Origin of the sequence: Rhizobium leucaenae USDA 9039 (genome assembly GCF_000426285.1) — a bacterium.
GTDB classification, from domain to species: Bacteria; Pseudomonadota; Alphaproteobacteria; order Rhizobiales; family Rhizobiaceae; genus Rhizobium; species Rhizobium leucaenae.
Genome location: NZ_AUFB01000029.1, coordinates 16,694 through 39,710 on the forward strand (window position 1 = coordinate 16,694; position 23,017 = coordinate 39,710).

General features: G+C 58.8%; 22 protein-coding genes and 1 pseudogene. 14 read left to right on the forward strand and 9 right to left on the reverse strand.

All coding sequences use genetic code 11. The features are described from left to right. Positions 1 to 2 precede the first annotated feature (2 nt). Positions 3 to 3,275 (forward strand): ATP-binding protein, encoded by a 3,273-nt coding sequence (locus tag K290_RS35175; protein ID WP_051264238.1) that lies wholly within the window; start codon positions 3 to 5, stop codon positions 3,273 to 3,275. A gap of 46 nt (positions 3,276 to 3,321) precedes the next feature. Continuing rightward, a protein-coding gene (locus K290_RS0127905; protein WP_154668685.1) for an IS3 family transposase occupies positions 3,322 to 4,511 on the forward strand; the annotation gives its coding sequence in 2 pieces (ribosomal slippage) (positions 3,322 to 3,574 and positions 3,574 to 4,511; 1,191 coding nt in all). A gap of 15 nt (positions 4,512 to 4,526) precedes the next feature. On the opposite strand, the gene K290_RS35180 is transcribed toward K290_RS0127905, so the two are convergent. Both K290_RS35180 and K290_RS0127915 read right to left on the reverse strand, forming a co-directional pair. Next, on the reverse strand, positions 4,527 to 4,790 hold the full coding sequence (locus K290_RS35180) for a DUF3237 family protein (protein ID WP_161631255.1): 264 nt from the start codon (positions 4,788 to 4,790) through the stop codon (positions 4,527 to 4,529). Positions 4,791 to 4,927: 137 nt separating this feature from the next. Further along, complete coding sequence (locus tag K290_RS0127915; protein ID WP_028754865.1) at positions 4,928 to 5,326, reverse strand: nuclear transport factor 2 family protein; 399 nt, start codon at positions 5,324 to 5,326, stop codon at positions 4,928 to 4,930. Positions 5,327 to 5,798: 472 nt separating this feature from the next. Here K290_RS0127915 and K290_RS0127920 point away from each other — a divergent pair, with 472 nt between their 5' ends. From K290_RS0127920 to K290_RS38085, 3 genes are all read left to right on the forward strand, one after another. Further along, positions 5,799 to 6,359, forward strand: a complete 561-nt coding sequence (locus tag K290_RS0127920) for a DUF3237 domain-containing protein (protein WP_202595641.1) — start codon at positions 5,799 to 5,801, stop codon at positions 6,357 to 6,359. Positions 6,360 to 6,533: 174 nt separating this feature from the next. After that, positions 6,534 to 7,832, forward strand: a complete 1,299-nt coding sequence (locus tag K290_RS0127925) for an epoxide hydrolase family protein (protein ID WP_028754867.1) — start codon at positions 6,534 to 6,536, stop codon at positions 7,830 to 7,832. Positions 7,833 to 8,777: 945 nt separating this feature from the next. After that, positions 8,778 to 9,281, forward strand: a complete 504-nt coding sequence (locus K290_RS38085; RefSeq protein WP_245276693.1) for an N-acyl homoserine lactonase family protein — start codon at positions 8,778 to 8,780, stop codon at positions 9,279 to 9,281. 299 nt (positions 9,282 to 9,580) lie between these two features. Here the strand turns inward: K290_RS38085 and K290_RS0127945 are convergent, their stop codons facing one another. Both K290_RS0127945 and K290_RS37505 read right to left on the reverse strand, forming a co-directional pair. After that, a complete protein-coding gene (locus K290_RS0127945; protein ID WP_028754869.1) occupies positions 9,581 to 9,802 on the reverse strand; it encodes a hypothetical protein in 222 nt (73 codons plus the stop codon). 4 nt (positions 9,803 to 9,806) lie between these two features. Then, positions 9,807 to 10,037 carry a hypothetical protein gene (locus K290_RS37505; protein ID WP_154668686.1) on the reverse strand — a complete coding sequence of 77 codons (231 nt, stop codon included), beginning with the start codon at positions 10,035 to 10,037 and terminating at the stop codon, positions 9,807 to 9,809. A 222-nt stretch (positions 10,038 to 10,259) separates the two neighbouring features. On the opposite strand from K290_RS37505, the gene K290_RS35190 reads away from it, so the two are divergent. Continuing rightward, entirely contained in the window at positions 10,260 to 10,691 is a 432-nt protein-coding gene (locus K290_RS35190; protein WP_051264239.1) for a GlcG/HbpS family heme-binding protein, read from the forward strand. A 30-nt stretch (positions 10,692 to 10,721) separates the two neighbouring features. Then, positions 10,722 to 11,762 (forward strand): annotated as a pseudogene (locus K290_RS35195) (alpha/beta fold hydrolase). A gap of 495 nt (positions 11,763 to 12,257) precedes the next feature. Here the strand turns inward: K290_RS35195 and K290_RS0127965 are convergent. Then, positions 12,258 to 12,965 (reverse strand): type 1 glutamine amidotransferase domain-containing protein, encoded by a 708-nt coding sequence (locus tag K290_RS0127965; protein WP_028754870.1) that lies wholly within the window; start codon positions 12,963 to 12,965, stop codon positions 12,258 to 12,260. A 267-nt stretch (positions 12,966 to 13,232) separates the two neighbouring features. Here K290_RS0127965 and K290_RS0127970 point away from each other — a divergent pair, with 267 nt between their 5' ends. Further along, entirely contained in the window at positions 13,233 to 14,072 is an 840-nt protein-coding gene (locus K290_RS0127970; protein WP_028754871.1) for an enoyl-CoA hydratase/isomerase family protein, read from the forward strand. A 58-nt stretch (positions 14,073 to 14,130) separates the two neighbouring features. Here the strand turns inward: K290_RS0127970 and K290_RS0127975 are convergent, their stop codons facing one another. Continuing rightward, a complete protein-coding gene (locus K290_RS0127975) occupies positions 14,131 to 14,598 on the reverse strand; it encodes a YybH family protein (protein WP_028754872.1) in 468 nt (155 codons plus the stop codon). A gap of 399 nt (positions 14,599 to 14,997) precedes the next feature. Here K290_RS0127975 and K290_RS35200 point away from each other — a divergent pair, with 399 nt between their 5' ends. Genes K290_RS35200 through K290_RS0127990 form a run of 3 tightly spaced genes read left to right on the forward strand, consistent with a single transcriptional unit; the run spans position 14,998 to position 16,487 of the window. Then, positions 14,998 to 15,417, forward strand: a complete 420-nt coding sequence (locus K290_RS35200; RefSeq protein WP_161631256.1) for an MEDS domain-containing protein — start codon at positions 14,998 to 15,000, stop codon at positions 15,415 to 15,417. Continuing rightward, positions 15,414 to 15,779 carry a response regulator transcription factor gene (locus K290_RS0127985; protein ID WP_028754873.1) on the forward strand — a complete coding sequence of 122 codons (366 nt, stop codon included), beginning with the start codon at positions 15,414 to 15,416 and terminating at the stop codon, positions 15,777 to 15,779. Before K290_RS35200 ends, K290_RS0127985 begins: the two co-directional genes overlap by 4 nt. Positions 15,780 to 15,803: 24 nt before the next feature. Next, the gene (locus tag K290_RS0127990; RefSeq protein WP_028754874.1) at positions 15,804 to 16,487 is read left to right on the forward strand and encodes a response regulator transcription factor; all 684 of its coding nucleotides are present in this window, start codon (positions 15,804 to 15,806) and stop codon (positions 16,485 to 16,487) included. 287 nt (positions 16,488 to 16,774) lie between these two features. Here the strand turns inward: K290_RS0127990 and K290_RS0127995 are convergent, their stop codons facing one another. Then, on the reverse strand, positions 16,775 to 17,863 hold the full coding sequence (locus K290_RS0127995) for an NAD(P)H-dependent flavin oxidoreductase (RefSeq protein ID WP_028754875.1): 1,089 nt from the start codon (positions 17,861 to 17,863) through the stop codon (positions 16,775 to 16,777). 280 nt (positions 17,864 to 18,143) lie between these two features. On the opposite strand from K290_RS0127995, the gene K290_RS0128000 reads away from it, so the two are divergent. Genes K290_RS0128000 through K290_RS0128010 form a run of 3 tightly spaced genes read left to right on the forward strand, consistent with a single transcriptional unit; the run spans position 18,144 to position 20,343 of the window. After that, the gene (locus tag K290_RS0128000) at positions 18,144 to 18,860 is read left to right on the forward strand and encodes an SDR family NAD(P)-dependent oxidoreductase (RefSeq protein ID WP_154668687.1); all 717 of its coding nucleotides are present in this window, start codon (positions 18,144 to 18,146) and stop codon (positions 18,858 to 18,860) included. Beyond that, a complete protein-coding gene (locus tag K290_RS0128005; protein WP_028754877.1) occupies positions 18,854 to 19,324 on the forward strand; it encodes a RidA family protein in 471 nt (156 codons plus the stop codon). The genes K290_RS0128000 and K290_RS0128005 overlap by 7 nt, the downstream gene beginning before the upstream one ends. Before the next feature lie 32 nt (positions 19,325 to 19,356). Next, positions 19,357 to 20,343 (forward strand): enoyl-CoA hydratase/isomerase family protein, encoded by a 987-nt coding sequence (locus tag K290_RS0128010; protein ID WP_028754878.1) that lies wholly within the window; start codon positions 19,357 to 19,359, stop codon positions 20,341 to 20,343. Positions 20,344 to 20,806: 463 nt separating this feature from the next. Here K290_RS0128010 and virB11 read toward each other — a convergent pair whose 3' ends face one another. Together virB11 and virB10 are read right to left on the reverse strand one after the other, a co-directional pair. Beyond that, the gene (virB11, locus tag K290_RS0128015) at positions 20,807 to 21,823 is read right to left on the reverse strand and encodes a P-type DNA transfer ATPase VirB11 (RefSeq protein WP_028754879.1); all 1,017 of its coding nucleotides are present in this window, start codon (positions 21,821 to 21,823) and stop codon (positions 20,807 to 20,809) included. Positions 21,824 to 21,839: 16 nt separating this feature from the next. After that, positions 21,840 to 23,009, reverse strand: a complete 1,170-nt coding sequence (virB10, locus tag K290_RS0128020; RefSeq protein WP_028754880.1) for a type IV secretion system protein VirB10 — start codon at positions 23,007 to 23,009, stop codon at positions 21,840 to 21,842. Positions 23,010 to 23,017: the final 8 nt, after the last annotated feature.

The following is a 23,017-nucleotide window of genomic DNA, read 5'->3' on the forward strand; positions in this document are numbered from 1 at the left end:
GGATGGAACCGCAGATCTTGCGCGACAGACCCAAAGGTGATCTGCAGGTTCTATGGGAGGATGAGGAGCGTGCGTTCTGTCGGGGACAATTTGTCTATAAGAACGGCGCGTCACGCAACGTCCTAGCGCTTCGTCTGACAGCGGCCTTTCCCCGAGCGGCAGCCGTCGCTCAACTCTCCAATGAGTTCGAACTCAAGGACCATCTGGACAGCGCGTGGGCTGTGCGGCCACTGGAATTCGTCCGTAAACGCGAGCTAACGATGCTGGTCTTTGAGGATCCGGGTGGAGAAGCCCTCGACAAGTATATGGGCGAACCGATGCCGACATCCCGGTTTCTCGCCCTGGCCATAAGCATTACGGTGGCGCTGAGGCATGTCCATGAACGTGGTCTCATCCATAAAGATCTGAAGCCGGCACATATTTTGGTGGACGACACAAGCGCACAGGTGCGGTTGACCGGGTTTGGACATGCTTCGCGCCTACCGCGCGAGCGCCAGGCAACGAGTTCTCCCGAATATATAGCGGGGACGCTTGCCTATATTGCGCCCGAGCAGACCGGACGAATGAACAGGTCGATCGATTCCCGCAGTGACCTCTATGCGCTCGGCGTGGTTTTCTACCAAATGCTGACAGGCGTGCTGCCGTTTTTTGCGTCCGATCCCATGGAATTAATTCATTCCCACATTGCCCGGACGCCGGCACCGCCGAGCGAGCGGCTTGCGAGCATCCCGATCGCGCTCTCCCATATCGTCACAAAACTTCTCGCCAAGACGGCTGACGAACGCTACCAGACTGCCAAGGGCTTGGAGCACGATCTCCGACGCTGCTTGACACAGTGGCTGGCCGAGGGCGGGATCGATCCTTTTCCCCCTGGCGACCTCGATAATCCGGACCGGCTGCTGTTGCCCGAGAAGCTTTACGGGCGGGAAGCCGAGATTGTGTCCCTCCTGAACGCGCATGATCGCGTTACCACGACCGGCAGGCCTGAACTGGTCATGATCTGCGGTTTTTCCGGAATTGGAAAATCATCAATTGTCAACGAGATGCACAGGGCGCTCATACCATCGCGCGGCCTTTTTGCCTCCGGCAAGTTCGACCCACAAAAACGCGACATTCCCTACGCGACAGTGGCACATGCGTTTCAAGGATTGATCCGCAGCTTCCTCAGCAGAAACAATGCTGAACTGGAGAGGTGGCGCGCGACGCTGCAAGAGGCCATTGGAAGCCAGGGACATCTCGTGGTCGAACTGATGCCCGAACTGAAGCTGATTGTCGGCGAACAACAGCCTCCTCCCGATCTTCCTCCACAACAGGCCCAACAGGCTTTCCAGATCGCCCTCCGGCGTTTCGTCGGCGTCTTCGCGACGGCCGAACATCCGCTGACGCTTTTTCTCGATGACCTGCATTGGGCTGACGTCGCATCGCTCGACCTTCTCGAAGATCTCGTGACACACTCCGAACTGCGGCATCTTTTGGTGATCGGTGCCTATCGGGAAATGGAAATCGATCCGGCCCATCCCCTTGTTCGAAAGTTGGAGGTAATTCAAAGTGCCGGATTGAAAATTGATGAGATCAGGCTGGCTCCCCTCACCCGGAAGAATTTCGAGGCGTTCGTCGTAGACGCGCTTCACTGCGCACACGATCGCGCCATTCCGCTCGCTCGGATACTCCACGACAAGACCGCCGGAAATCCCTTCTTTCTCAAGCAGTTTTTGTCCGCGCTCGACGATGAGGGTCTCGTTGCCTTCGATCTGACGGAAGGCAACTGGTCGTGGAACCCGGATCATCTTCGTGGCAGGAAATATACCGAGAACGTGGTCGATCTAATGGTCGGCAAGCTCGCAAAATTGCCAGCAGAGACTCAAGCTGCTCTCCAGCAACTCGCCTGTCTCGGAACCACCGCCACGACCGCGATGCTTTCGACTGTTCTGTCGATCTCCGAGGCTCGCGTTCAAGAGATCCTCTGGGAGGCAGTGCGGCGCGACTTCATCGAGCGGATCGACGATTCCTACAGATTTATACACGACCGCGTGCAGGAAGCTGCCTATTCGCAGATTCCACAAGAACGATGCGCTGAAACCCATCTTCGTATCGGCCGGCTCTTGGTCTTGCGCACGCCGACGGCGCAACGAGAGGAAGCGATCTTCGACATCGTTAATCATCTCAACCGCGGTGCGGCACTGATTTTCTCCGAAGAAGAGCGAAACGAGCTCGCCGGGCTGAATCTGATCGCAGGCAAACGAGCGCGAGTATCGACGGCTTACCTTCAGGCGTTCAAATATTTCACTGCTGGCGCGTCCTTCCTGACAGACAACGCTTGGACTGATCACCATGAACTCGCATTTGCCCTCGAATTTTATCGGGCCGAATGCGAGTTCCTCCTTGGCGATATGGATGCTGCCGACAAGCGCCTGAATTTCCTCTCGTTAAAGGCAACATATAGGCTCGAGCTGGCAAGAGTGGCCCGTTTGCGCATCGAGCTGTACACGACCCTTGATCAATGTGACAAAGCAGTCGCCATCTGCATCGGATACTTGCGTCATTTGGGCGTGAACTGGTCGCCGCATCCAACACGATCCCAGGTAAAACGGGAATATGGTAAGATCTGGAAGAAAATCGGGAAACGGACGGTAGAGAAGCTTGTCGCCCTGCCCCTGATGAGCGACGCAGGGTCACTTGCCACGCTGGATGTACTGACAGCAATTTTTCCATCGGCGCTGTTCACAGACGCAAACCTTCTAGCGCTGGCTATATGCCGCTCGGTCAATCTCAGCCTAGAGCAAGGGCATGGCGACGGATCGTGCGTAGCCTACGTCTTCTTTGCCAAGATCGCAGGCCTGCAGTTTAACGACTATAAGGCGGGATTTCAGTTCGCCAACCTCGGATACGATCTGGTCATCAAGCATCGCTTCGATAGGTTCCGAGCGCGAACCTACATGTGGTTTGCGCAATTTTCCTTGATGTGGACCGAGCATGTGCATGCGAGCCGAGCGCTTTTCATGCGAGCGTTCGAGGCAGCGACGGAAGTCGGTGATCTGCCCGTCACCGTCTATTGCTGCGACAACCTCAATACGAATTTTTTGGCCGCAGGCGACCCTCTCGCTGAAGCGGAGCAGCAAGCCGAACGCGGCCTACAGCTCGCCGAGCGCGCGCGGTACGATCATATTATCGATATCATGAAGGTGCAGCGCGGCGTCATCCGAAGCTTGCGGGGGCTGACATACGAATTTGGTCGCTTTGATGATAGGCAGGTAAGTGTGACCTGCCACGGGTAATTTCCTCCAGATTGGATTAGAGTCCGGCCCATTGAAGGACGGACGCATGAAGAAGCAGAGATTTACGGAAGAGCAGATTATTGCGGTGCTGGAGGAGCAGGAGGCTGGCGCGAAGGTGGCCGAGCTCTGCCGCAAGCATGGGATTTCGGACGCGACATTTTACAACTGGAAAGCCAAATACGGCGGTATGGAGGTCTCCGAGGCGAAGCGTCTGAAGGCGCTCGAAGAGGAGAACGCCAAGCTGAAGAAGCTGCTCGCCGAGCAGATGCTGGATGCCGCCGCACTCCGCGAGCTTCTGGCAAAAAAATGGTAGGGCCTGCCGCCAAGCGTGACGCCGTCGCGCATCTGAGGACCGTGATGGGTCTTTCGGAACGGCGGGCCTGCCTGATCATATCCGCCGACCGCAAGATGATCCGTTATCGGCCGAGCCGACCGCCGGAGGTCGAACTGCGGGCAAGACTGCGCGACCTCGCCAACGAGCGACGGCGTTTCGGCTACCGGCGGCTGTTCGTCCTGCTCAAGCGGGAGGGAGAGCCGTCCGGGGTCAACCGCATCTATCGTCTTTATCGCGAGGAAGGTCTTTCGGTCCGCAAGCGCAAAGCCAGACGGCGTGCCGTCGGCACCCGTGCGCCGATCCTGGTCGAAGCGAAGGCCAATGCCCGCTGGTCGCTGGATTTCGTCCACGACCAGTTTGCCTGCGGAAGGAGGTTTCGCGTGCTCAACATCGTTGATGACGTGACGCGCGAATGCCTGGCGGCAATCCCCGACACATCAATCTCCGGGCGTCGGGTCGCCCGCGAACTGACGGCGCTTATCGAACGGCGCGGCAAGCCCGGCATGATCGTCTCCGACCACGGCACGGAGTTCACGTCGAACGCGATCCTCGCCTGGTCAAAGGAGCACAAGGTCGAATGGCACTACATCGCGCCGGGAAAGCCGATGCAGAACGGCTACGTCGAATCCTTCAACGGCCGCATGCGCGACGAACTGCTGAACGAGAGCCTGTTCTTCGGTCTCGGCCACGCCCGCAGCGCCATTTCCGAATGGGCGGAGGACTACAACAATTTCCGGCCACACTCATCGCTCGGATATCAGACCCCGGCCAACTATGCCGGGACTATCGCCGCAACCGGCTCCAACGCTGCGCAAGATGAAGGCTACGCGTTTCCGCCGGTTGCTCCCACCGCGCCAAATGGCGTATCGAAAACCGCCGGGGCTCTAATCGCCGCTGGATGAAAGTTCAGTGGCAGGTCAGAGACTCAATCGTGCATCCAAAACCGTGCAGCCATCCGTTCGGATGGCCTGCCAGTCGTTTCCCCCGTCCAAGACCTCCCCGGAGAGTCGATCACCTTCGAAGCGGCCGCCCTCGATCACCCGGACTTGCCTCGACGTCGAAGGCGTCCGACCGATGACCAAGGAAGGCCTGACGTTCAGTCTCATCGTAAACAGCGGCTTGCTGCGGACTTCGCCAAAGACGTCGACTGCGGTTTCCAGCTCGGTGGCTGAGATCGGCATGGTCATTTTCTCCATTTTCCGGCACCGTCGCGACGGCGCGTCCGCCCGGCTGGTCGCAGAATAAAAACCGTCGGCCTGGATCCTTCATGCCGCGAAAAACTTCAAGCTGACTACATCCAATCCGCAGCGCAGGACGATCAGGCCTGCGAGATGGAAGTACCGACCGCCTCGACGAGATGCGCGCGCGTGGGCGATGGCCCAAAGGGATCTGAGAAGTATTGCGTTTCTTTAGCGACCAGACCCGCGTGAAATTCCATTATGCTTACGGCATAAGATGGCTTCCCGTCGTAGGTAAGCACGAATTCCGTGACCCAGAGGTTTCCGTTTCCCACAATTCGCCTCACCGCAAACTGCTTTTGGTCGGGCTGGACGAATCGGCTCTCCCGAATTTTGCCTCGACCGACAATGCGTTTTCCCGATTGTGGATAATCCAGCACCGCATCGTCACTATAGATTTCAGGCTCGACGTCAAAGTCACCCGCATCGGAAGCGAGCCAATGACGCTCCAAGCCAATTCGATAAGCCGATTCGTCCATTTCCGTCTCCTATGGAAACTGTCAAAAGCTTGTGCTGGCAGAATTCCAGATCGACTACAGATTCCGCAAAAAACCGACACACGTCCATCCTACGATGGTCTTGCATCTGCGATGAGCTTCTCTAGCGGGATTCCTCCGCCGGAAAGGCTTACCGTCGCGGCTGCCGATAACGTGGACCGGCGGCACAGGACTTCAGAATTGGATCGCGATAACATTCACTCATGCACGTCCCGCATATAGTCTCCTGATATCACATCTTCGCGACTGTAGCTCTGCTGCAAAGACTGAGATGATGGCGAGCGTGTCATTTTCGCGAATGTCAGCCAAACTAGATGCCAGTGCTCTCGACGATACCATCGTTCAATAGAGGCATCTTGGCCGCAGGCTATAGTTCCAATCCATCTCGAACGTGGCTGAGCGAGGCCTTCAGGGTTGTGGAGACAACGAAGAGTGCTCAGGGGGAGTTAAAGTGATGCCCAACGCTGATTCAAACTTACGGAAGACTGGTGTCGCGGAAAACCACTCGGAGAGTCAGCCGGGCCAGACGGCCAACTTCATCGATCTGCCACCCGTGCTCCAGCGCGTGGAATTCCGCCACCTCTTCACTCTGGAAGTGGCAGTGGATGCATTACAAGCGATCGGGGATGTAGAGGGGCTTAAGCGGCGGGTAGGACCGATCGCTTCGGGCCGCTTCGAAGGACAACGCCTCAAGGGGCGGGTCGCGCCCGGCGGCTCCGATTGGCAAATGGCGACCGGCGAGAACATGACACACCTGGACGCGCGGATCGTCCTGGAAACGGACGTTGGCGAATTGATCGGCATGACATTCGGCGGGATACGCTGCGGACCTCCCGACGTAATGGTCCGGCTGGCCAGAGGCGAGTTTGTCGATCCGACTGAGTATTATTTTCGTATCCATGCAACCTTCAGCACGGGGGCAAATGCCCTGGGCTGGATGAACCGGATGATAGCGATCGGGACCGGGCATCGGTTGCCAGGCGGCCCGATCTATAACCTCTTCGAAGTCCAGTAGTCGCGGACCCTGGCGGCGGCCGTCATCCCCGAGCGCTCCAAGATGATCCATTTCAAAGTGCGGCAAAGGCGTCCGATGCCGAGCCGATAGTGTTGACGACACCATCGTACAATAGCGAACCGTTTCACTTGGTGAGAGCGTCGACGCGCCCATCCCAAACTTTTGGAGATCGCCATGTCAACTCTCTCACCATCGTTCACGCGCCGAACCCTTCTGGTAACCGCTGCGGCGGCCGGCGCAATCAGCGCCCTGCCTGGCACGCTTGCCGTGGCAAAGAGCGAAGACAATGAAATCCGCTCGTTCAAGTTCTCCGCGACCGACGCCGAGCTGAGCGACCTGCGCCGCCGTGTGGCCGCCACACGCTGGCCAGACCGGGAAACAGTCCCGGACGACACGCAAGGCGTACGGCTCGACACCATCCAAAAACTCGCCAAGCATTGGCGTGGCTATGACTGGCGCAAGACCGAGGCCCGGCTAAACTCTTTTCCGCAGTTCATGACCGAGATTGACGGCCTGGACATCCACTTCATCCATGTCCGCTCGAAGCACGAGAACGCGCTCCCGATCATCATCACCCATGGATGGCCCGGCTCTGTCATCGAGCAGTTGAAGATCATCAAGCCGCTCACCGACCCGACAGCCTATGGCGGCAGCGAGTCGGATGCCTTCCATGTCGTGATCCCCTCGCTGCCGGGCTACGGCTTCTCCGGCAAGCCAAAGCAGCCGGGCTGGAACCCGCCTCGCATCGCAAAGGCCTGGGCCGTACTGATGCAGCGCCTCGGCTATACGAAATATGTCGCCCAGGGCGGTGACTGGGGCAATGCCGTCACCGAACTAATGGCGGTGCAGGAGCCTTCAGGCCTGCTTGGCATCCACACCAACATGGCTGCGACGGTGCCAGCCGAAATCTCGAAGGCGCTCGCCGCAGGCGCTCCACCCACGAACCTCTCTCCGGACGAAAAGAGAGCCTATGACCAGCTCGATGACTTCAACAAGAACGGACTCGGCTACGCGATCGAGATGAACAACCGGCCGCAGACGCTCTACGGCATCGTGGATTCGCCGATCGGGCTTGCCGCCTGGATGCTCGACCATGACATTCGGAGCTACCAGATGATTGCCCGTTCATTCGACGGTCAGAAGGAAGGCCTGACGCCTGACGACGTCCTGGACAACGTCATGCTCTATTGGCTCACGAATACGGCGACCTCGTCTGCACGGCTCTACTGGGACAACGCGCACTTCCCTACGGGAGGATTCTTCGACCCGCGCGGCATCAAGATCCCGGTCGCCGTCAGCGCCTTCCCAGATGAGATTTACCAGGCGCCGCGAAGCTGGGCCGAAAAGGCCTATCCGAAACTCATCTTCTACAACCGTCCTCCCAAGGGCGGGCACTTCGCCGCCTGGGAACAGCCCGAGTTGTTTGTCGCAGATCTAAACACCGCATTCAAGACGCTTCGCGACGCAACCTGACCACTTAGGTAAGTCAACCGATTCACACAAAGGAGCCGCCTTCCTGCCTGAGGAAGAACACACAACGACGAAAGAGGGCTGACATCCGGGGGACGGCTCCGCCGGACAGAACGTGTCCAATTTGGGCACCTCTACCTGCTTCAGGAATCCGGGTGCTGTTCGATATCGTCCTGTTATTCGACTGCCATTGCATGTGGTCGCGAAGACAAATGGCCGCCGCCGAACCATCAGGGCGTCGGCCACGCGGAAACTCGTTCCGCCAAAGCGATGCCAAGGATCGCGGCATCGAAGTCCGCCATGACGAAGGCAAACTCGTTCACATTGGGCGCCGCGCCTACAAGCTCGGCGCCCTTCCGCGTGAGAAAATCTCCGACGCCGCGCTCAGAGAAATGGCTTCGATAGATGTTCGAAGTGCGCACCGTGCAGGGATCTTCCGAATTGCCTCGAGTATAGCCAGGCAATACCTAAGTGCACTTACGCGGCCCGGCGTTTGCGGCCTATGCTACCAACCGTCACCTCCCCTCGACGGGGCGGCATGATGATATCAACAGACACGCTCCAGTGCTCCTCCCCTCCGCTGGAGCCGCGGATCCATCCCGAGATCCGCCAAGGCCGTCTCCGCGTCCGCCTGGAGGCGGCCTTCCATTCGTAGTGGGAGCACGGTTTCCGATATTTCGGTGCACTCTGGAGTCTCAGATGATATCCCGTTCCGTCCTGACAGCCGCCATCGGCCTCGCACTCACCCCTTTCCTATCTGCAACAGCCGTCCCTGCATCGAACGATGCCGGGCCTCGAGCCGCCGCTGTGATCGACAGGCTCTATCGGCTCGACTGCTGACACTCGCTGGCAAACGACGAATCCGTATGGACGCCCGGAGAAAACGTCGGGAAGCCCATCGAGTTTTCGTCCACATGCTACCTCATCCGTCATGACGCGGACGTGCTGATGTGGGATACCGGCGTTCCAGAGGAGACGATCGGCGACCCCAAAGGGTGGTCGACCCAGCCCGACCTCATCGTCTACCACCTCGATAGGACAATTTCGTCCCAGCTCGCGCAAATCGGATTGACGCCCGCGGCCGTGAACTACGTGCTCGTCTCGCACACGCATGGCGACCACATCGGAAAAGTTAGGCTTTTTCCCGACGCGACAGTGGTGATGCAGCAGGCAGAATACGAATGGATCAATTCCGTTCCGCCATCAGATCCGAACCTCAATACGCTCGTCACACTTGCCCGGAAGCTCCTTGGTCATCCCGGACGGCTTGAACTGATTACCGGGGACGTCGACCTCTTCCGCGACGGGAGTGTGATGCTGATCTCGACACCCGGCCATACGCCCGGAAGCCAGGCGCTCATGATTCACTTGAACAAGACGGGGTACGTCATCCTGTCCGGCGACTGGTGCACCTCGAGGACAACTTTGAGCGCGACATCGTGCCGTCTTTGAATGTAGACAAGGCGCAGTCCATTGGGTCCATGAAAAGGGTCAAGGAATTGATGGCCAAGTTCCATGCGACGCTCTTCATAAATCACGACAAGCAGCAGACCGACCAACTCAAGCTTCTACCTGGCTTCTACGATGACCCTGGCGGAGCAAGTCCACAGCCGGCTCTCCGGCTCCATGGGCACTGACGGTCGGAGTGTCCGAGGCTTGCTCGCGCGGTGCACACTGCTGGGAGTGTTGTCGAGCGGCTAGAGATCGGACACTTCGGAAGTCTTCATTGGACAGGCTTGGAGAACCAGCCGCTAGATCGGAAAGCGCGCATAGAGACGCGACACAAGTACCTCGCGGTCGACTACGCCCGCTTGATACAGGCGAATAAGCTCGCGAGCGGCTGCGAGCGCTTCCTCGCTCTTTCGGTTGCATTGGCGTGCCTTGCAGTATTCCGTGAGGACGGCGTGCAACAAAGAGAGGTCGTCCGGCCCTAGCGGCCGATCGCGCCGCCGGTAGTCGAAGGCTTCGAACATCACCCTATTCCCCGTCACGTCCGTCCTGCACCCAACATTCGCATCTGGGCGTGACAGGCGAGCAATGACCGAGCAAAGTGATCTCTTTCGCCGAGGGCGCCGCCGGCACCCATACGCGCGCAGCAGCGGCAGGCTGGTGGATCACCGCCAATGCGATGGCCATTCCCATGATCGCGATCGCTATCGCGACGAGAGGAACGCTTGAACTTGAAGGTTTGTCGTCGTGATAGGTCATCGTTCGATCCCTGGAAAAGGTGCCGCGACCGCGGCTGACGGCCTTCACTATGTCTACCTGCATCGATAGCGACAGTTACACATAGGTATTGACCATACTTTGGTATCGGCGATACCAACGTTCAGTAGCGGTCCTTTCGCGCCTGCCTCAAACTCCCTCGGAAGCGGCCCGTCGGTCTTCTGTCGGCGTGGTTGACGCCCCGGCTCACGAAAGGACTCAGTCATGGACCTGCTATCCCTTGCGAAGGACGTTGCTCAACGCGTCGAGGAGGAGTCCGCTCGTGCCAAAGTGCCGGTGACGGTTACGGTCATAGACGTCCACGGAAATACGGTGCTTCAGCACCGCATGAACGGCGCGCTGGCCTTCTCCATGCTGATCTCCGAGCGTAAGGCCTACACCTCCGCGCTCATACGTGTTCGGACGGCCGACTTGTTTCATCTCGTGCAACCGGAAAAGGAGCTATTCCATTTGATGTCGCAGGAAAGGTTCTGCGCGATGGGCGGCGGAGCGCCTCTTCAACACGACGGCGAATTTGTTGGCGGCGTTGGTGTCAGCGGCGGGACCGTTGCACAGGACGTCGGCATCTTGGAGGCCGCCCTCAAGCGCACGGGAAAAATGACACCCGAAAATCCTGTCGAGACCGCAGTCGTCTAGGACCCTGATTTCGAAGATGGTGGAAAAGTCATGCACAAGACCGAGTTCGTAAACCTCAGCCGTCGATCGTTTGGCGGTGTCGCCCTCAGCCTGACAGCCGCGAGCATTCTCGGGCAGCAGGCCGCAGCGGAGCAGGCGACGAACAGGGGTGCTCCGCGGAGCGGCGGCGCCGCGCTACAAGCCAGCGAGCGGATCGACGCCGGCGATCTCAGCATCTCCTACGGCGCGATTGGTCCTGCAGGCGGGCCGCGCGTGCTTCTTCTCCATGGCTGGCCATATGACATAAACAGTTTCGCCGAGGTTGCTCCTCTGCTGGCGATGCGAGGGCATCGCGTGATCGTGCCTTTCCTGCGCGGATATGGCGGCACGAAATTCCTGTCGACGAAAACCAAGCGTAACGGCCAGCAATCCGCACTTGCGGTTGACATCATTAAATTGATGGACGCCCTGAAGATCGACAAGGCGACGATCGCCGGCTTTGACTGGGGCGCGAGGACGGCGGATATCGTCGCCGCTCTCTGGCCGGAGCGCTGCAAAGCGCTCGTCTCCGTCAGCGGTTATCTCGTGGGGAGCCAGAGCGCTGGCAAGACGCCGCTTCTGCCGTCGGCAGAGCTTCAGTGGTGGTATCAATATTACTTCGCCACCTACCGAGGACGCGAAGGATACGAGATGTACACCAAGGAGTTCAACAAGCTCATATGGAAGCTGGCTTCTCCGAAATGGGACTTCGACGACGCAGTTTTCGAACGGAGTGCGGCGGCCTTTTCCAATCCGGATCACGTCGAGATCGTCGTGCACAACTACCGCTAGCGTCTTGGACTGGCGGACGGCGAAAGACGGTTCGACGAGTTCGAAACGAAGCTGGCGACCGGGCCAGAAATCCACGTCCCGACGATCACCATGGAAGGCGACCCCAATGCTGCACCTCATCCCGATCCAAAGGTGTATACCGGCAAGTTCAAGGCCAGATACGAACATCGGCTGATCTCAGGCGGGATCGGCCACAACCTTCCACAGGAAGCCCCGGAGGCTTTCGCCAACGCAATATTGGAAGCCCACTCATGGTCGTGATCGTGGACTTCAACGACGAGATTTCACCCAGACTGCTGGACAGCTTCTTCATCGGGGGCGCTGGATTCGCGCCCCCGGCGTCGCCTCAAAGGACATCGTCAGTCCGTCGACCCAGAAGCCTGTAGCTGCCATGCCTTACCCGACGACTGAGAAAATCGATCTAGTAGCCGTGGCTGCACCCAGCGCCTTCGATCGCGAGCCTGGCCCCACCTCAATCCCCGGGAGCGCCCGGCGGCAATGATGCGGACGGCGGTAGTGCTCGAGGGTCGCCTGCCCCTCTTCGCCAGGCGGTGGAACAATGCAGGTAACCTACGCATGAGCCACCCGACTGATTAGATCGCTCAATCCGCACACGCCTATAAGTCTGGCTAATGAATTGCCTGGTCGGGCGCATACCCGCGTCATGCGCACCGAAGCGGGCGAAACATCTGCGGCCGCAAAACCCCGAGGGCTTCGCGACCACCCTCTTGCGATTTCGCGGCTGTCTACTGCTGTTCACGCAGCAGTGGAGCCGACCCCTGTCGTCGCGCCGGAAAGAAGTTTGACGAGAGCCTGAGCCCCGGCGGTAGAGGACGCCGGATTCTGTCCCGTGATCAGCCGCCCGTCCGTGATGGCGAAGCTTTCCCAGTTCGGCTTCTTTTCGAACAGGCCTCCCAGGCGTTTCAGTTCATCCTCGACCAGGAACGGCACGACCTTGGTGAGCTGAACCTCTTCCTCCTCGGTATTTGTGAAGCCGGTAACGCGCTTGCCCTTGATGATCGGTGCACCCTTGTAGGTGACCCGATGCAGCACACCCGGAGCATGGCAAACGGCAGCGACGGGCTTGCCTGAATTGTAGAAGGACTCGATCAGCGCGATCGAGTCCGGATCCTCGGCAAGGTCCCACATTGGTCCGTGGCCGCCGGGGTAGAACACTGCATCGAATCCTTCCGAACGCATGTCCTTCAACTTCATCGTGTTCGCAAAGACCTTCTGTGCATCTGCGTCCTTCTTGAAACGAGCCATCGCAGGCGTCTGGTTTTCCGGCAGGTCACTCTTGGGATCGACCGGCGGCTGACCGCCCTTCGGAGATGCGAGCGTCAGATCGATGCCGGCGTCGCGAAAGACGTAATATGGCGCGGCGCCTTCTTCGAGCCAGAAGCCGGTCTTGCGGCCGGTGCTTCCGAGTATGTCATGCGAGGTGAAAACCATAAGGACTTTCATTGGTCGGCTCCTTCGTTTGCTGTCCCGCAGCGAAATGACTGCGGGGCCGAAGTATGCCGACGATCGCAAGTCAGCGCATTTGCACATAGGTATCGCCAATACCTTAGTATCGGTGGAAACGGGCTCCTCACTTCAACACCGCTCAGTGTTGGAAGCCCGACGGCAATCGCCCCCGACAATGGTATTGCCGATACCTATGGCCAATGGTGAAGTCGTTACAGGGACCTCAAGCTGCTCGAGTTTCAATTTGAGCCACAGGAGGCCTCGATGAACTCGTCGACAAAAGAGCAGATCCGGATTGCCAGGAAATCGCCCGCATACTGGCGGATCACATTCGACAACCCGCCTCTGAACGTCATGGGGCCACAATTCGTGCAGGAGTTTCGGGCTATTAGGGATGAGCTCGAAGAGGACGAGGACGTGAAGGTCGTCGTGTTCGAAAGCGACGTGGATGGCTTCTTTCTGAACCACAGCGATTTCCGCGCGAAGCTTGAAGATTTGACTGGCATGCCGCAAGGCCCCACCGGACTGGAGGCATGGCCCGACATTCTCGTGCGCCTTACCCACGCGCCCTTCGTATCCGTGGCTTTGATACGCGGTCGCGCCACCGGAAATGGCAGCGAGCTCGCGCTCGCTTGCGACATGAGCTTCGCAAGCCGCGAGAAGGCTATCCTGTCGCAATGGGAGGTGGGCGTCGGCTTAGTCGCCGGCGGCGGACCGATGGCACGCTTGCCAAGGTTGATCGGCAGGGCACGCGCACTTGAAGTTCTCCTTACGTCCGATGACATGCGCGGGGATCTGGCGGAAGCCTACGGATACGTGAACAGATCGCTACCGGACGCGGAACTGGACGCCTATGTGGACGCGCTCGCGAAGCGGATTGCGACTTTCGACAAATGGGCAATTTCGAACACCAAGCGGCTCGTAAACGCCGCAAGCCTGCCGCCGGAGGTGGAAATCAGAGCCGGCTGGGACGCCTGCATGAAATCGATCGCAAGGCCAGCGGCGCAAGAACGATTGAAGGCATTTTTCGAACTCGGCTTCCATCAGCTCGGCGACGCAGAAGATCGAATGGGAGCCTACCTGAATCGGCTTGGGAGTTCATGAAGTCACAATGGCGCCGCGCGCAGGCTCGGCGCCTCTTCCCGAAGATTCGCACAGGCTCTCAACGCGCGCCGAAAATCAGTCGCTGATAGTCGGCCAGCATCTTCGGGTCCTCGACAGAGCCATGGTGATGGAGCTGACGCCAGGAGCCGTCCTTCCGGACAAACCATCTCGTCGTCCGGAACACCACCGGGAGCGACTCCGATAAGGACTTGCACGTTCCACGTTCGCGCCCGACGAACAGATGCCAGTCACCACCGCTCTGGCTTGTGAAGTCGTGAAAGGTTACCTGCACTTTCACCCGGTCTTCGAAAATCTTCGAGTAGCCTTCGGCGATCGAGCTCCATCCGCGCCGAATGCCTCCAATCGGATTGTCCATGCTCGGCGCCTCGCCAGGAAGCCAGGTGGACTCGAGCGCCGTGTTGTCGCCGGAGTTGAACGCTCTGTAGAACTCGATGAGCGCATCGAGGGGCCCGCCATCGCCGGCTTTGGCGTCGCTTCCGGTAATCTCGATGAGATGCCATTTCATGTGGGTCACCTTTGAAAGTTCGCCACTTTCCTGGAGGAGAGTTCGAGCAGTTCGCATCGAACCGTTTGAGCACAGCTTGAGGATCTGGATCAAGATATTGACCCTCGGCTTCACCGGTTCGTTGAATGGCCTGCGGAACCGGTCAGCTATATCAGGATGGCCAAACTCGACCGGGTGATCTATTGTACAAAGGTGTCGTCAGAGCCGGACGAGCGGTAGAACATGATCATTCTCGATGCCGTGTTGCCCCCGACAGCCGACACCTTTGTACAATAGACTTTGCTTGCCGTTGGACAGAATCTTGCCCGCGCGAGAGATCGCGGTGAGCGCTATCATATGTTTGGACGCAGCCATGCGTCGATAATCGAGGGGTAGCAGGTGCGTGGCAGAGCGAGGACTGTGATCGCCGATGATTTCGCATGCGCCCATCGTTCGTTTCGCCGTGGGCACAAGGTGGTTCTTCTGGTGAATCCAGGAGACGAAGACGCGCACCTGTCGAGATTGCGATGTGAGGGATTTGATACGGAGTCCGCACAAGTGTCAGGACAGCTCGAGCTACGGAGAAACATCGACGCCTATCTTCGGGAACGTCGTTTCGACCAGAACTGGATGGTCACCGAGTTTGAGGGATTGGCGGGTGGAAATGCGCCCGGCGGCTTCCTGTTCAGCAGGATCGTCTGTCAGATGGATTGGGCTGGGGATGTCCGTCCAAAAGTCACCGACCTAATCGCATTCGACGCCCGTATCATTGATCGGTTGGACCAGTATGATCATACAGGCCTTTTGAATGCCCGAATTGAGCCCGAGGTGCGGCGATGACGAAGGTCCCCCTTATCTCGCCCGTGGACGGCGACGAAGCGGTTCGAGAATCGCTCCCTGACCTTATTCGCTCGTTGGGTGTCGACATCAGGACTTATCCTTCTAAACGAGAGTTTTTGAGCTGCGCATCCAGGGTCGAGACCGCGTGCCTGCTCCTTGACGTCGCAATGCCTGACATGTCTGGCCCGGAGCTCCCATCCGAACTCGCGAGGCGAGGAGAAACCGTACCAATCGCATTCATAACAGCTCAGCATGACGACGATCGAAAGCGGGCCCTGCTTCAGCGCGGCGCGATCGACTGCCTGTTCAAACCGTTCAATGACGAAGATCTGCGCGACGCGCTTGACCGAGCAATCGCGTAGACCTGGATTAGAAGGAGGATGCGCATGTACAGTCTTACATCCACGACCCATGATCGATGCTCGAAGCCGTCAGTCCTTGAGGCTAATAAGCCGGTCGTCTTCATCATCGACGACGACGTATCCGTGCGCGAATCGCTGGAGCAGTTGATCCGCTCTGCGGGATGGGCACCTGTGATTTTCGATTCCGCGCGCCAGTTTCTTGAATGCGCCAGTACGCGGGGGCCGAGTTGCTTGATACTTGACGTGAACATGCCTGGTGTCAGCGGTCTCGAACTGCAGCGCACGATCGTAGCGGAAGGCATCAGCGTACCGATCATCTTCATCACCGGCTTCGGCGACGTCCCAATGACCGTCCGCGCCATGAAGGCTGGAGCAGTTGAGTTCCTCACAAAGCCGATCGATACCGAAGCACTTCTGAAAGCTGTACGAGCCGCGCTGATTTATAGCGAGACGGTCTCGCGCGAGGAGGAAGGACTTGCTCTCCTCCAGCAAGCTTACGCGCTGCTAAGCCCTCGCGAGCGCGATGTGATGCGTCGTGTCGTCAAAGGGCTCCTCAACAAACAGGTGGCCTTTGAACTGGGGATCAGCGAAATCACGGTCAAAGCCCATCGGGGCCAGGTCATGCGGAAGATGAATGCGCGCTCTCTCCCAGACCTGGTGAACATGGCCGCGCGCCTCCATCTATCCGACGACGAACTGATCCACTGATATGATGACCCGACGCGACGGTGCCGTTAATGCGTCCGTCGGATACAAAATGATCATAAGGACATAGACCGCGCCGAGAACAAACGTGATACTTGCGAGGCCGAGGGCAGAATCGAATCCTGCATCCGCGCTTCCAGCTCAAGCGAGGATATTTGCTACGGCCGGATCTGGCCGACTGCATGGCCCGCCGTCAGGAGCACCATGTACTTTGCATGATGGCTGGATAGGATGCGCCGCACCTCGTTCATCGCGAAGAAGCTGATCGCGACAAACGGCAGGATGGCTACTTAGCCAGCTCCGGAACGCCTTGCGATGACGCTCATGGCTTCGTCGTACAATGCTCTTGTGAGTTCCTCAGCGGGGAGCTGGCGGCCGAGTCGTGCCGCCTGCCCCGACCACAGGTTCGTGAAGTCATTGTTACCCTCTCCTTCGGCCTTCGATCGGATCGGTGCGAGCGCGGCGCCAGCAGTCGGGAAAGAAGGAGCTGCATCCGAGATGGGGCCGATATCACGCATGAGCCGATTGACGATGCCTCGCGCCGGCCTTCCCGTGAAGACGTTCGTGATGGCGGTATTGTCATCTCGGGCGCTCGCAAGCGCCTCGGAGTGCACCGGCGGAATCCTTGCCTCCGGGCAGAAAAGATAGGCGGTTCCAATCTGGACGGCGGAGGCCCCAAGCATAAGGGCGGCGGCGACTCCTCTACCGTCCGAGATGCCACCCGCCGCGATCACAGGCACCTTGATCGCGTCGACGACCTGGGGAACAAGCGCCATCGTTCCGACCTGGGTGGACATGTCGTGGCTGAGGAAGTTTCCGCGGTGGCCGCCGGCTTCGAACCCCATCGCTATGACGGCATCGACGCCGTTGTCCTCTAGCCAGACAGCCTCCGCGACAGTTGTAGCAGATGATATCAGCTTCGCCCCGGTCGCCTTGACCCTACGGACGAGTGTCGATTCCGGCAGCCCGAAGTGAAAACTCACGACCTCCGGGCTGAACTCTTCCACGACGTCGCAGAAGCTGGCGTCGAACGGTGTACGTCCCGCCCCTGCGACCGCGGATGCAGGATCCAGGTCGGCCTCGACGTAATAGTGCGCAAGTATCGCCCTCCATCGCATCTGCGCTACAGGATCGGCCGCCGGCGTCGTATGCGCAAAGAAGTTCACATTCACCGGCGCGTGCGTCGATGCTCGGATTTCCTTCAACGCGTCCCGCAGTTGATCGACGCTGAACTGGGCGCTTGGAAGCGAACCAAGTCCGCCGGCCCGTGCCGTTGCGACGACCATTTCAACCGAGGTCGCTCCAGCCATGGGCGCTTGGACAATCGGAAGTTCGATACCAAAAAGGTCGAGGATGCGGCGATCTTGCCAACGCTTCATGTCGAACTCCATTTCACGGGTCCCGCCGAGGATGATAGCTCCAGTCCTCCGGCAGGTCTATTGCACCTTGGTCTTCCCGCACGAGGACCGCCGAGGGGGCGATTGACACCTTGGTACAATAGCGGCGGGAGCCATTTCACGCGATGGTTTGAGCGAAACAGGTGCAATTGCATCGTCGGCTTTCCCGGCATCGGCCGGATTAAATCGCAATTTCGAACATTGGACGTATCGGCTGTCGTGGCGAGCGTGCGTGGTGAGTTTTGCCGAGATGGAGGCAGAAATGAAGACAGTGATCATTACCGGGGCGTCCCAAGGCATCGGAGCGGGATTGGTGAAGACGTTTCTCGGCAAGGGCTGGAACGTCGTCGGCACCTCGCGGCGCATCAGCGAAGCCGCCCAATTCAATCGAATGGGCCGTCTGGAACTGGTCGACGGCGACGTTGGCGATCCGGATACCGCCGAGCGGGTGGCACAGCATGCCGTCGAACAGTTCGGATCGATAGACGCACTCGTGAACAACGCCGGGATATTCTTCACGAAGCCGTTTCTCGAATACACGATTGAGGACTTCCGGCGCCTCTCTGCGACAAATATCGAGGGCTTCATCCACTTTACCAAGCACGCCATAAAACAGATGCTGCGCCAAAAGTCCGGCGGCAGCATCGTCGCCATCACCTCATCCCTGACCGACCATCCCATCGCAGGCGTGACTGCGTCATTGCCAATGATCACCAAGGGCGGCCTCAACGCGATCACCAAGAGCCTCGCGTTGGAATTCGCCGCGGACAATATCCGCGTCAATGCGTTATCGCCGGGCGTCGTAGACACCCCACTGCATTCGAAGAATCCCTCCGATTTTCTGAAGACCCTTTCGCCGATGAGAACGATCACGCCAGTGCAGGAGATCGTCGACGGCGTCGTGTATCTGACCGAGTCCGCAAACATCACCGGGGAGGTGCTGCACGTCGATAACGGCGCACATCTTGGAAAATGGTAGGGCCTAGCTCGGAGGCCCGCCTAAAGGAACTGGGCGTCGTCCTTCCTCCGCCGCCGACCGCATTCGGCGCCTACGTGGAGGCGGTCCAATGTGGCTCCCTGCTTTTCCTTAGCGGGATGCTCCCGGTGGCGGGGCATGTCCCGATTTATCTGGGGCTTGTCGGCCGCGACCTTTCGGTTCGCGAGGGCTACGATGCCGCTCGCGCGGCCTGCCTTAGCGGACTGGCGGCCGCACGGGTTTACCTGGGCTCGTTAGACAGGATCCGGGCCATTGCAAAGCTGGCCGTGTCTCTCGCGACGCCTGCCGACTTCCAGGAGCACCCGAAGGTCGCCGACGGAGCTTCCGAGCTCCTGCTGAACCTGTTCGGCGCGGACCTGGTCCCGCCACGGATAGTCCTGGGCGTCTCCAGCATCCCGCTGGGCATGCCTGTAGAAGTCGAGCTCGTCTTCGAGATCGAAGCTTAGCGAACCCACTTATTCCAAGCATGGAGGCAGTCATGAGCATCAAATCACGTTCGAACGGCGTCATGGCCGTGTCATTCACACTCCTGACGGGTGCGACCCTTCTGCTGCTCCCGGCCCCTGCTCTTTCAGGTCAGACGACGGTGGCAGAAAAGGTAGACCGGCCTGCCGACGTCAAAGCGCAGCCCGCGATCGAAAAGGCGGAGATCAGGGTCGAGAAGCGGACGCCAGCCTACTGGCGGGTCACCTTCGACAATCCTCCTTTCAACATCTTCGGCCCCGAGACGATTCCGCAGATGGAGAAGGTCGTTGCCGAGATCGAAACAGACCAGAACCTAAGGGTCGTCGTCTTCGACAGCGCAGTACCGGGCTTCTTCCTTACTCACTACAACTTTACGCCGCCGTTATCCAAAGCCACGAGTCTGCCGGCAGGACCAACGGGCCTGCACCCCCTTCCCGACATGCTCGTCCGCATCAGCAAAGCGCCCGTCGTATCGATCGCCTTGATCCGCGGTAGGGCCACGGGCGTCGGCAGCGAGCTTGCTCTTGCCAGCGACATGCGTTTCGCGAGCCGGGAAAAGGCCATCCTTTCACAGTGGGAGGTTGGAGCGGGGTTCGTCCCCGGCGGGGGGCCCATGGCGCGTCTGCCGAGACTAATGGGCCGCGGCCGCGCGCTGGAGGTCCTGCTTGGCTCGGATGACATCGACGGCGATTTGGCCGAGGAGTATGGATATGTCAATCGTTCGTTCCCTGACGCAAAGCTCGACGCGTTCGTCGACGCATTGGCGAACCGGATCTCCGGTTTCGATCGCCAGGCGATCGCCGATACAAAGCGTCTGGTGGATTACGCGAGCCTTCCAGCGGATCCCGAGATTGGCGCAGGCTGGGACGCGTTCATCACGGCCGTGCAGCGCCCGATTGCGCAGAAAAACATTGGAAAACTGATGGCCATGGGGTTGCAGACCAATCCTGACATTGAAGCAAGGCTCGGTCACTACACGGAGACCTTGGCTGGGAAGTAAGTCATGGTGACGCCCGCGCACACCCCCGGCGGGGCATACGGCGTCCATCCACAATGGAGGCGGCACCTCGGAGAAAAACGGGGACATTGCTTCCAAAGCGCGATACCGCGTGTAGGAGCAACACATTCCGCCCCCGCCGTTGGCGCGTGGGCTGCCGCGAAATTCCCGCGCCTGCGCTTGTCTAGCGATCGACGAGCCAGTGCATGATGAAAGATCGCCGGAACAAGCGCTCCTACGAGCTACGAGCGAGGCTCACCTGGAGTATGACGCGTAAAACTCTTACGCCGCTTCTTGACGTCGATCCGCCGCTGAAGCGGCGTCTTCATCGCGGCTGGACAAATCGCAGCCACAGCTCACCCCTGAATCCGCACTGGCGTTGCTCAAGTCGCAACTACCGCCTCCCCAGGTTGGATGTATGAAATCAAATGAGACAGATATCTTTAGCGGTATGATGCTGATGCCTTCAATTATTTCGCCGGAGGAGATTCGCTGAAGGTTCAAAATAGATTTCGCTCACTCGAAACTGCCCATTGATCCGCTTACACTGAACAATGATATCGATAGCAATCTTGAGCAGACGACGAATATCGTCACGCTCAAGATCGCGTCCGCCATCGGATTCCTTGACGAGCAATGTCAGCTGTTCGAATGCCAACATCGCAGAATCTGCGTGCACTGTTGTGATCGACCCCGGATGTCCAGAATTAACGTTTCGGATGTAGTAAAAGGCAGAACCATCACGCAACTCTTGCAAAAGAATGCGATCAGGTCGCATCCGTAGACAAGACTCCAGCAAATCCTTCACGCCAACTTTTGCCATACCTTGACCACCCTTCGAATAGAGTAACCGAACATGATTGAGTTGGGGGATAACAAGCTCTGGCGTATCCTCGATTGAGATGACCCGCTCATGCTCCGGAATATGCCGGATCAAAGCCTTCGACAGCGTGGTCTTACCCGAACCAGTCGCACCTGAAATAATGATGTTCTTACGGCCCAGCACGGCCTCGCGCATAAACGCGGTATAGTCCCCAGCGTTATGGAGTTCAGCCAGCCTCGTATTCAAAGATTCGGAATAGTTGCTCTTAGCCGCGAGCCCAGAAAACAACCCGCCACGATCGAGATCTGCCAGCGTCAATGTCACTAATGACGGCTTTCTCAACGTGATGCTCACCGTGCCGCTGAGGGTTGCGGGTGGAATCACGATCTGTATCCGCTCTTCGTCGGGAAGTGTGGCCGAAAGGAGTGGCCGCGCCTCGTCGATAGCTTGGTTGGAATAACTTGCCACGGCGCGCGCAAGGCGCATGAGCTTTTCGAAGGTGAGGCTTGGCACGTCGTAGCTTTGCCAGCCTCCTGCTCCCTCGGTTAATACCTCACCTGGGCGATTGATGACGATCTCGTAGAGTGAGCTGTCCTTGAGGAAGGGCGACAAGGGCGACAGCAACTCACGGACAACACCGACATGGGAAACGTCCCTCAACTTTTTGTCGCTTTCTTTACTTTGTCATCAATGTGGAGCGAGGGGCAAAATCCGCCAATGCTGCCCGATCTAGAATTCGGCCGGGCGGTTCGGTGACGCGCAGGCTATACACGCCGGAAAAATCGAGATCGCGGGCAACAAAAACCGACACGAGCTCGCCCTGACTTTTCAGGAGCGTCGGTGGAATATTGATAGACTGCTCGACTGCAATCGCTGCGGCCTGCTGGCCAGCAGTTGCGGTATTCTGCGCCTGAACATCACTGTCCTGCAGCTGGTTGCCGGCGTAAGTCGTGGCATCGCCGACGATGGAAAGCAGGATGGCACTACCGAAGCGCTCCCACCAATGCGTGTCGACATAGCCATCAATGCCGGCACGCCCGAGTGCGTCGGTCGCAGGTGAAGCCAGCGTAATAATGACGCCCTTCGGCGTTTTCGCCCGGTTCCACAGGACGAAGAGGCGCTTCTGACCGCGGTTGAGACCGCCACGATATTCTCCGACGACTTGAGTACCCTTTTCCATGAGCACCACACGACCGTTATCCGAGAGCACATCGCGGTTGATAATACAGCTTGCAAAGCCCGGCTGGTCGGAGGCAAGCGCAGTTTCAAGTACACAAGGGATCGAGGTGCCCATCGCTACGACGAAGTCGCGGTTGCCGAGCGTGCCGGCCCGCGACCCTTCCAGATGCGTCGGCGTCAGCAACCTGTTGAAACGTTGGTCCTCGTTTTCCGCTTGCCCGTTGAGCCCACCAGGATTTGCCGAGAAAGGAAGATAGTTGGAATCGGGGTCGGCGGGGGCTGCCCTGTCACGCTGCTGTGCTGAAGTTTGGGGCGTATTATAGGCCATCACGGGCGCGCGGCGGGCAGCGTCGAACAAGGGATCCTCCGCAGAATTCGCCGGGTCCTTGGCCAAAGGTGTCGGCAGTTGCACTTCCGGGAGAGGTGCTACGACCTTAGGTTCCTCCTTGGCTGGCTCGAAATCCGAGGTCTGGCGAATGACGACACGCTCCGGCTGGTTGACTTCCGCCTTCTGCCGGCCCTGCAAGGACCATAGCGAAAATGCCACAAAGGCAACCATTGCCAGAACGACGGCGCCGCGTCTTAAGAGCGGATTGCCGTTACCCGGCCGGCCTTCCTCAGTTTCAGCACGTTCTCCCGGGATGAGGTCTTCTGTCTCTTCTGTCATCGCGACCT